The organism is Streptomyces sp. NPDC087310, assembly GCF_044744405.1.
In the GTDB taxonomy this organism is placed as follows: Bacteria; Actinomycetota; Actinomycetes; order Streptomycetales; family Streptomycetaceae; genus Streptomyces.
Genome location: NZ_JBIUYF010000007.1, coordinates 446455 through 455070, shown reverse-complemented (window position 1 = coordinate 455070; position 8616 = coordinate 446455). Strand labels below are relative to the sequence as shown.

The window sequence follows — 8616 nt, the reverse complement described above, 5'->3', positions numbered from 1 at the left end:
GTGGCAGCCGGGGATCCGGGCGCCGGCCAAACCGTGCATCCACTCCAACGGGTGCGATGCTCCCAAAGACATGCCTGCTCACGGCATCGGTGGGAGCCACAGTTACGCCTCGCCCCGCGGTTCTCCCGTCGTTGCGTCGGCCGGGTCGGCCACGGAGCGGTGCTGGTGTCCCTCTCTCACGGAGGGCGCGCGGACGAGCTCGCGGCAGGAAAGCCGGGGCCCGTCGGGGAAGGCCCGATGCCCTTCCGAGGTCCGGCCGTGCGGTACCGCGACCGTAACGGCGGTCGTCACCGATGTCGCCGGCCCGCGTGTCACCGAATCATGACGCATGGAAGATCGGGGACGGGCGCCGGATCGGTTGTCCCACCGTGTCCCGCCCTGTGCCGAGGCCGACGGGCTCCGGCCGCCTCTGCTCGACGTCACCCGGCCCGCCTGCGCGGGACACCCTACGACGCCTTGCTCCGAGAAGTTTCCTCCTCCGTTCGGAAGGGACGCATGAACAGTACCGACTCCAGGGAGACCGCCGCCGATCTCGCCGCCGACACCGCTCTCCTCGAGATCGCCGAGGGCCTCGGCCTCTCCGCCCTCCTGGACCGAGCCGCGCCCTTCACCCTCCACGAGGTGACGGCCACCGCCGACGTGCCCGAGTCCGGTGCCGCCGCGTTTCTCGACGCGCTGCTCCGCGCGGGACTGCTGGAGCGGGGCGAGGAAGCGCACCACTTCGTACCCTGCTCCGACATGGCCGACCGCAGGTACGCGGCCGGCTACCTCTCCTGGGCGCTCAACGCGAACCGCCCGTACGTCGACAACGCGGTGCTGTTTCTCCGCGATCCCGCGGCGGCGGGCGCCCGGTACCGGCGGGACGGGCGGCGGGTGGCGGTCTCGTCCCGGTGGATCGGGTCGTACGGCTTCTACCCCGGCGTCATCTCGGAGATCACCCGGCGCGAACCGCGGCGGATCGTGGATCTCGGCGCGGGAACCGGCGGACTGCTGATCCACCTGCTGACCGCCCTGCCGGACAGCACCGGGCTGGCACTGGACCTGAGCGCGGCGGCCTGCGAGGAAGCCGAACAGGCCGCCCGGCGGGCAGAGGTCGGCGATCGTCTCCGAGTGGTGCACCGTTCGATCGAATCGCTTGCCGATGACCCCTCTCCGGTGCGGGACGCGGACGTCGTGCACGCGGGATTCGTGATGCACGACGTGGTGAGCAGGCCCGACGTGCTCGACGGCGTGCTGCGCACCTGCCGGGCGTCGATCGCTGACGGGGGGTGCCTCGTGGTGACCGACGCGGTGCCCTACGCCGACGATCCGAGGGAGCGCGGCTTCAGCGCGCTCTTCACGTACCTGCACGCCGGCTCGATGGACGTACGGCTGCCGCCCGCGGAGGAGTGGCACGCCGCGTTCCGCCGGGCCGGGTTCTCGGACGTGACCAGCACACCGCTGCGGATGCCCGGCAGCCGGATGTTCGTGGCCGCCGGATAGGACGGGAGCACTGTGAGGATGTCGGCCGAAGACACCACGGCACGGGCGAGAGCCCTCTACGAGGCGCGCGCGACGCGGGTACCCGTCGCGCCGTTCACCGACGCGGACCCCACCCTGGGCATGGACGACGGCTACGCCGTCCAGCGTGAGCTCGTGCGGATGCTCGTCGCGGACGGCGATCACGTCGTCGGGTACAAGGCGGGCCTCACCTCCGCCGCGATGCGGGACATGTTCGGCGTCGACACGCCGGACTACGGCCCCGTGCTGGCCTCCACCGTGTACACGGACGGGGCGACCGTGTCGTGCGACTCGTTCATCGCGCCCAAGGTGGAGGCCGAGGTCGTCTTCCGTCTCGGCGCGCCCCTCACGGGTCCCGGCATCACACCGGAGCAGGCGCGCGGAGCCGTCGCGGAGGTCATGGCGGGGCTGGAGATAGTCGACTCCCGGATCGAGAACTGGCGCATCGGGCTCGCCGACACCATCGCGGATCTCGCGTCGAACGGTGCCGTGGCCCTGGCCCGGTCCGCCGTCTCCCTCACGGAGTGCGACCCCCGTCTGATCGGCATGGTGTTCTCGCGCAACGGCGAGATCGTGGCGACCGGCGCCGGCGCGGCGGCCCTGGGGGATCCGGTCACCGTGGTGGCCTGGCTGGCGAACGTGCTCGGCGCCCGGGGGGTGTCTCTGGAGGCAGGGCAGTTGATCATGACGGGGGCGCTCCACGCCGCGGTCCCGATGAGCCCCGGGGACACGTTCGTCGCCGAGTTCGACCGCCTGGGCTCCCTCACCCTGCACGTGGACGGTCCCTAGGAGCTTTCGTCCGGTCCGGCCGGATCGGGGAGCCAGGGCTCGTCAAGGCAGGTCTGCGCACAAGGAAGGGCGACACAGCCATGAGTACAGCCAGGAGTACAGCCAGGAGAAGAACCGGGCGACTGTCCGCGGCGGTGCTCGGCGCCGGCCTCATCGGAGTCGACCTCGCGGCCAAGATCATGCGTTCGCGCTCCCTCGACTGCCGACTGGTCGTGGCACGCGACGAGAACACGCCGGGGCTGCGGCACGCGGCCGGGCTCGGGCTGCCGACCGCGACGGGCGGCGTCCAGTCCCTGGTCGACGCCCCGGACCCGTTCGACGTGGTCTTCGACGCCACCAACGCCGTGTCGCACGCCGAGCACGCGGAGCGGTTGAGGCCCCTCGGGACGATGCTCGTCGACCTGACGCCGAGCAAGGTGGGGCGGATGGTGGTCCCGACCGTGAACGGGGCGGACATCCTGGACCACGGCGACATCAACATGATCAGTTGTGGCGGCCAGGCGTCGATCCCGATCCTGCACGCGATCGCGCGGCGGCACCGGATCGACTACGTCGAGGTGGTGGCCACCGCGGCCAGCCGGAGCGTGGGCCCGTCCACCCGGCTGAATCTCGACGAGTACATCGGGACCACCGAGGACGCGGTCCGTGGCTTCACCGGGGTCGAGGACGTCAAGGCGATGCTCAATGTGAGCCCCGCCAGGCCGCCGGCTACCTTCCGGGTCGCCATGTCCGTGCTGGGGGAAGGACTCACCGCGGAATCGGTGCGCGCGGCCGTGGCGACCGCGACGGCACCGGTCCGGGCATTCGCCGGCGGCTTCGAGGTCACGGCGTGCGTCGTGGACGGCGGGAAGGCCCTCGTCGCCATCGAGGTCACCTCGTCCGGTGACCGCATTCCCCGGTACGCGGGCAACCTCGACATCATCAACTCCGCCGCGCTCCAGGTCGCCGAGGTGTACGCGGCGGCCCGCGTCCCGACCGCCGGGGCGGTGATGTCGTGACCGGGACGGCAGACGCGAGGAGCGACCGGCGGAAACCCGTTCTCGTCCATGATCCGACCCTGCGCGACGGACATCACGCGGTCCGCCACGCCCTCGGCCCCGACCAGCTCCGCAGGTACGCGGCGGCCGCGGACGCCGCGGGTGTCCCGGTGGTCGAAGTGGGGCACGGCAACGGCCTGGGCGCGTCCTCCCTCCAGGCCGGCCGGGCGCGGCTCGGCGACGACGAGATGCTGTCCGTCGTACGGGAGGCGCTGCCGAACAGCAGGATGGCCGCCTTCATGATCCCCGGATGGGGCACCGTCCAGGACCTCAGGAGGGCCATCGCCCACGACGTCGACATGGTACGGATCGGCACGCACTGCACCGAGGGGAACCTCGCCGAGCGGCATCTGGGGTTCCTCCGCGACGCCGGTGTCGAAGCGCACGGCGTTCTCCTGATGAGCCACATGGCCACTCCCCCGCAGTTGGCGCAGGAGTGCGCCCGGCTCGTGGAGTACGGGGCGAGCGGAGTGGGGATTCTCGACTCCTCCGGTCACTTCCTGCCGGCGGACGTGACGGAACGCGTCGGCGCCATCCGCCGGGCCGTCGACGTACCGGTGATGTTCCACGGGCACAACAACCTCGGTATGGCCGTCGCCAACTCGGTCGCCGCGGTCGAGGCGGGGGCGTCCATCGTGGACGCCTGCGCCCGGGGCTTCGGAGCCGGGGCCGGCAACACCCAACTCGAAGTCCTGGTACCCGTGCTGGAGCGGATGGGGTTCGCCACGGGCATCGATCTGTACGGTCTCCTGGACGCGGCGGACCTCGCCGGACGCGAGCTGATGCCCGCCCCGCCGACCATCGACTCCGTCGGCGTCGTCAGCGGCCTGTCCGGAGTGTTCTCCGGCTTCAAGAACCGGGTCCTCGACGTCTCCCGGCGCGAAGGGGTCGACCCGCGCGATGTCTTCTTCGAGCTGGGCGAGCGGCAGGCGGTGGCCGGTCAGGAAGACCTCATCGTGGACGTCGCGCTCACTCTGCGGGAGAAGGCCCGCGGCGGCCGGCCCGCCCGGGAACCACGGCCTTCCGGTCAGTTGTGACGGCGAAAGAGGAACCAGGGTCTTTCGTTCGGATCTGGCTGGGTCAGGCACCAGGGCACGCGAGCCCAGCGAAATCCGAACGAGAGGTCCCAGCCATGTACGAGGTACTCAAAGGAATCCTGGTGGACGGCCTCCAGATGAGGGAGGAGGACGTCGTACCGACGGCCGGCCGCGAGGAGGTGGGCCTCGACTCCCTCGCAGCGGTGGAACTGGCGGCGCTGCTGCACACCCGGCTCGGCGTCGAGATCCACGACTACGAGCTGTTGGACGCCGCCACGGTCGCGGACATCGGGCGTCTGCTGGAGGAGCGGCTGCCGCGCGCCGGGGCCGAGGCCGCCGAGGGGCGCCCCTGAGCCTGTGCCACGACCACCGGACAACCCGCCGGACCACGACGCGCCGGCCTTGCGAGCTTGGGAGTCCCCTTGTCCTTGCCCCGACTCCGGGCGGTCCTCGGCCGTCTCACCGCCTACCAGGCGACCGAGGGCGTGCATACGGCGGCGGCGCGTACGCGCCCGCTGTCGGCGAACGAATCTCCCCACGACCCGCTGCCGGGCATCGCGGAGGCGGTCGCGGACGCGGCCTCGACGGTGAACCGCTACCCCGACCCGGGGTGCGGCGAGCTGACGCGTGCGATCGCGCGGAGGCACGGGATCACGGACGACAGGGTCGTGGTGGGCGCGGGGTCCGTCGCGCTCCTCCAGACGCTGATGCAGTCCGTCGGCGACCCCGGCACCGAGGTCGTGTACGCCTGGCGGTCGTTCGAGCTCTACCCCGTTCTCGCCGACCTCGCCGGCCTGCGCTCCGTGCGGGTGCCCCTGGTCGACGGCGCGCACGATCTCCCGGCCATGGCCGACCGGGTCACGGATGCCACGCGGCTGGTCCTCCTCTGCAATCCCAACAATCCGACGGGCACGGTGGTCACCGGGGAGGCTCTGCGGACGTTCCTGGCGCGCACGCCGGCCACCTGCCTGGTCGCCCTCGACGAGGCGTACTACGAGTACGCGCGCGATCCGGCCGCCTCCAGCGGCCTGGACCTCTGCGCGGCGCACCCGAACCTCGTGGTGCTGCGCACGTTCTCGAAGGCATACGGACTGGCCGGCCTCCGGGTCGGCTACCTCGTGGGTCATCCCCGCGTGACCGAGCAACTGCGCAAGGCATGCCTCGCCTACGCGGTGAACGGGGTCGCGCAGCGAGGGGCCGTGGCGGCCCTCGGGGTCGAGGACCAGTTGCTGCGCCGCGTCGAGGCCACGGTCGCGGAACGCGGCCGGGTCCGCGACGCCCTGGCGGCCCACGGCTGGGACGTTCCGGCCGGCCACGCCAACTTCCTCTGGCTCCGGCTGGGCGATGCCTCGGCCGAGTTCGGCAGGTGGTGCACGGGCAAGGGCATCGCCGTGCGGACGTTTCCGGGCGAGGGCGTGCGCGTGTCGATCGGTTGCGCCGAGGACAACGACGTTTTCCTCGCCGCGTCGGCCGCATGGCTCACGAGGACGCCGGCCGGAGCCAGGGCGGTATCCGGGACGGTATCCGGGACGGTTGAGTCACGAGCGGCACAACGGTGAACGCCCGCCGGCCAGCCCGGGGTGAGCCGGCCCCCCGAACGGCCCGGTCGGCCCCGATCAGCCCGACCAGAGAGGTGGGAACAGTGAACCGGAGCACTACAACACAGCCCGTCCGGATGGGCGACGACAGTTCGCTCTCCCGCCATGTGGTCGTCGCCCCGGGCATGTGCAGTGGCGGATCACTCGTCTTCGGTCGGATCGGGGACTGGACCTGGGAGGCGGTGGCGGCCGCCTGCCGCACCAACGTGCACGCGGCCCGTACCTCCGAAGGGCAGCCCGCCTACCTGTCCTTCTACTACTTCCACGTACGCGGCGGCGATGTCGTCCATCCCCACGGCCTCGCTTTCGGCGACGAACTCCAGGTGAGCTCCCGGGTGTTCCAGTTCGGCAGCCAGGGCGTGATCACGCTCCACCGGATCGCGCCGGCGAGCCTGGGCCTGGGCGACGCTCCGTTGGCCCCTGAGGAGCTGTACGAGCGCCCCCATCCGGACTGTCTCTACGCCGAGAACTTCAACCGCTGGATCGCCCGTGAACGCCCGGACAGCAACCAGCGGCTGTCCCAGGTCGCGCCTCCGGACTTCTCCTACGGCGGCCTCCCCCGGCTGCCCAACGCCCACTCCCCGCGCACCCTCGTCGGACGCGCCCGCGAGGCGGGCAGCTTCTACTCGGCGCCGCCGCCCGGCCTGGTCGCGGCCGGGCCGGCCCACACGTCCGAGTACGCGCTGGACGTCGTGCGCGACCTCAACGGCGCCGGGCTCGTGTACTTCGCCTCGTACTTCTCGATCTTCGATACGGCTCTGCTGCGCGTGTGGCGGTCGCTCGGCCGCGGCGACGCGCGGTTCCTGCGGCGCAAGGTGGTCGACCAGAAGGTGGGGTACTTCGGCAACGCGGACCCGGGCGCGGTGTTCACCATCACGGTGCGCAGGTGGCGCAGCACGGCGCGGCCGCGGATCGAGATCGCCGACATGGCCATGCGTGACTCCGCCACGGGTCGTCTGCTCGCGGTCGCCGGCATCGAGATCGACGTCGACGCGTCCCGGGCGGACGCGCCGACGTCGTGAGAAGGGCCCCGTCGAGACCTCAGGTGGCGGGCTGTTCGGGGCGGGTCCAGTGCATGCCGTCGGGTGACTCGACCAGACCGCCCTCGTACAGGGGGTCGTCCCCCACGCTCTCGCCGAAGACCGCCTGGACCTGAACCCGGGATCCCTCCCAGTGGATCTTCCGCGACCGCTCCAGCAGGTCCGCCCTGCGTTCCCGGCTGACGGAGGGCGCCGTGGCGATCAGGGCTTTCTCGTCGGACGCGCCGCCGCCCACCAGTTCCGCGAACGACTCCTCGGCCGAGGCGGAACTCCCGATCGCGCTCTTCGCCTCACGGAAGTACGCGTGCTCGTCCTTCTGGAGGTCGTAGAAAGCGGCCAGGAAGTCGTGGAACACGTCGTACTCCCTGCGGTAACGGGCCTCGTACTCGCGGAAGCAGTCGGCCTCGTCGACGGCGCCGCGCAGTGTGGTGTTGATCGACCGGGCCGCCAGCAGGGCACTGTACGTGGACAGATGAACACCGGAGGAGAACAGCGGGTCGATGAAGCAGGCGGCGTCGCCGACCAGCACCATGCCGGGCCGCCAGAACTTCTCCTGGATGTAGGAGTAGTCCTTGCGGACGCGGACCTCCCCGTAGGGCCCCTCCGTGACCCGCTCCGCATCCGACAGGTAGTCGGCGATGAGCGGGCATTCCGCGATCAGACCTGCCAGCACCTTTTCCCGGGGCCCGTCGCGGAGGCGTTCCAGCGCCTCTCGCCTGAGCACCGCGCCGACACTGGTGAGCTCGTCGGACAGGGGGATGTACCAGAACCAGCCGAGATCGAACGACGCGCAGACGATGTTGCCCGTCCCGGGGGCGGGCATGCGCTTCCCGCCGGTGAAGTAACCGAATACGGCGATGTTCCGGAACAGCTCCGAGTACTGGCGTGCGCCGCCGATCCGCTGGTGAACGCGGCTCTTGTTGCCCGAGGCATCCGCCACGAACCGGGCACGGACCTCCCGCCGGACGCCTTCGGCGTCGTCGTACCGCACACCGGAGATCCGGTTTTCCTCCTCGAGAACCGCCACGACCTCGCAGCGTTCACGGACGTCCACCCCCTTGCTGCGGGCGTTGTCGAGGAGGATCTTGTCGAACTTCATGCGCTCGACCTGGTAGGCGTAGGAGGTCGGGCCCGAGAATTTCGCCGAAACGGAGAAATCGAAGGTCCAGGGCTCAGCGTTGAGCCCCCAGCGGAAGGTACCGCCGTGCTTCTTCATGAAGCCGGAGTTCTCCAGTTCCTCCGTGACTCCGAGGAGGCGGCAGATCCCGTGCACGGTGGAGGGGAGCAGTGACTCGCCGATCTGGTGCCGCGGAAAAACCTCCTTCTCCAGGAGCAGCACCCGATAGCCCTGGAGTGCCACCAGCGTCGAAAGCGTGGATCCGCCGGGACCACCCCCGACGACCACGACGTCGTAATCTGACTCAACAGCAGAATTCACGCCTTTCGCTGCCTTTCCTGTCGTTCGCCGGTGTGGGCAAGGGTTCTCCGAACTTCTGCCAGCATCACGCGCGGCGGTCGGCCCGGCATCGGCAAGAGCCACGGTTACGCACTGAGCAAGGTCTCATCGGGCCCTGCGGGGGAGCGCCCGGAGCGCCCTGCGGAGAACCGCCCACCG

The 8616-nt window shown here is 70.8% G+C and carries 8 protein-coding genes; 7 read left to right on the top strand and 1 reads right to left on the bottom strand.

The window, feature by feature from the left end; translation table 11 throughout:
- Window positions 1-495: 495 nt before the first annotated feature.
- From ACIO3P_RS27755 to ACIO3P_RS27725, 7 genes are all read left to right on the top strand, one after another.
- The gene (locus ACIO3P_RS27755; protein ID WP_401853466.1) at window positions 496-1482 is read left to right on the top strand and encodes a class I SAM-dependent methyltransferase; all 987 of its coding nucleotides are present in this window, start codon (window positions 496-498) and stop codon (window positions 1480-1482) included.
- An 18-nt stretch (window positions 1483-1500) separates the two neighbouring features.
- Complete coding sequence (locus tag ACIO3P_RS27750; RefSeq protein WP_401853469.1) at window positions 1501-2289, top strand: 2-keto-4-pentenoate hydratase; 789 nt, start codon at window positions 1501-1503, stop codon at window positions 2287-2289.
- Window positions 2290-2369: 80 nt separating this feature from the next.
- A complete protein-coding gene (locus ACIO3P_RS27745; RefSeq protein WP_329826787.1) occupies window positions 2370-3287 on the top strand; it encodes an acetaldehyde dehydrogenase (acetylating) in 918 nt (305 codons plus the stop codon).
- Complete coding sequence (gene dmpG / locus ACIO3P_RS27740) at window positions 3284-4363, top strand: 4-hydroxy-2-oxovalerate aldolase (protein ID WP_329826785.1); 1080 nt, start codon at window positions 3284-3286, stop codon at window positions 4361-4363. Before ACIO3P_RS27745 ends, dmpG begins: the two co-directional genes overlap by 4 nt.
- Before the next feature lie 95 nt (window positions 4364-4458).
- Window positions 4459-4716, top strand: coding sequence for a phosphopantetheine-binding protein (locus ACIO3P_RS27735; protein WP_329826784.1), 258 nt, complete (start codon window positions 4459-4461; stop codon window positions 4714-4716).
- Between the two features lie 69 nt (window positions 4717-4785).
- Window positions 4786-5922 (top strand): histidinol-phosphate transaminase, encoded by a 1137-nt coding sequence (locus tag ACIO3P_RS27730; RefSeq protein WP_401853474.1) that lies wholly within the window; start codon window positions 4786-4788, stop codon window positions 5920-5922.
- Between the two features lie 83 nt (window positions 5923-6005).
- The gene (locus tag ACIO3P_RS27725) at window positions 6006-6983 is read left to right on the top strand and encodes an LnmK family bifunctional acyltransferase/decarboxylase (protein WP_401978208.1); all 978 of its coding nucleotides are present in this window, start codon (window positions 6006-6008) and stop codon (window positions 6981-6983) included.
- A gap of 19 nt (window positions 6984-7002) precedes the next feature.
- On the opposite strand, the gene ACIO3P_RS27720 is transcribed toward ACIO3P_RS27725, so the two are convergent.
- Window positions 7003-8439: a tryptophan 7-halogenase gene (locus ACIO3P_RS27720; RefSeq protein ID WP_401853479.1), complete on the bottom strand. Its 1437-nt coding sequence runs from the start codon at window positions 8437-8439 to the stop codon at window positions 7003-7005.
- Window positions 8440-8616 lie beyond the last annotated feature (177 nt).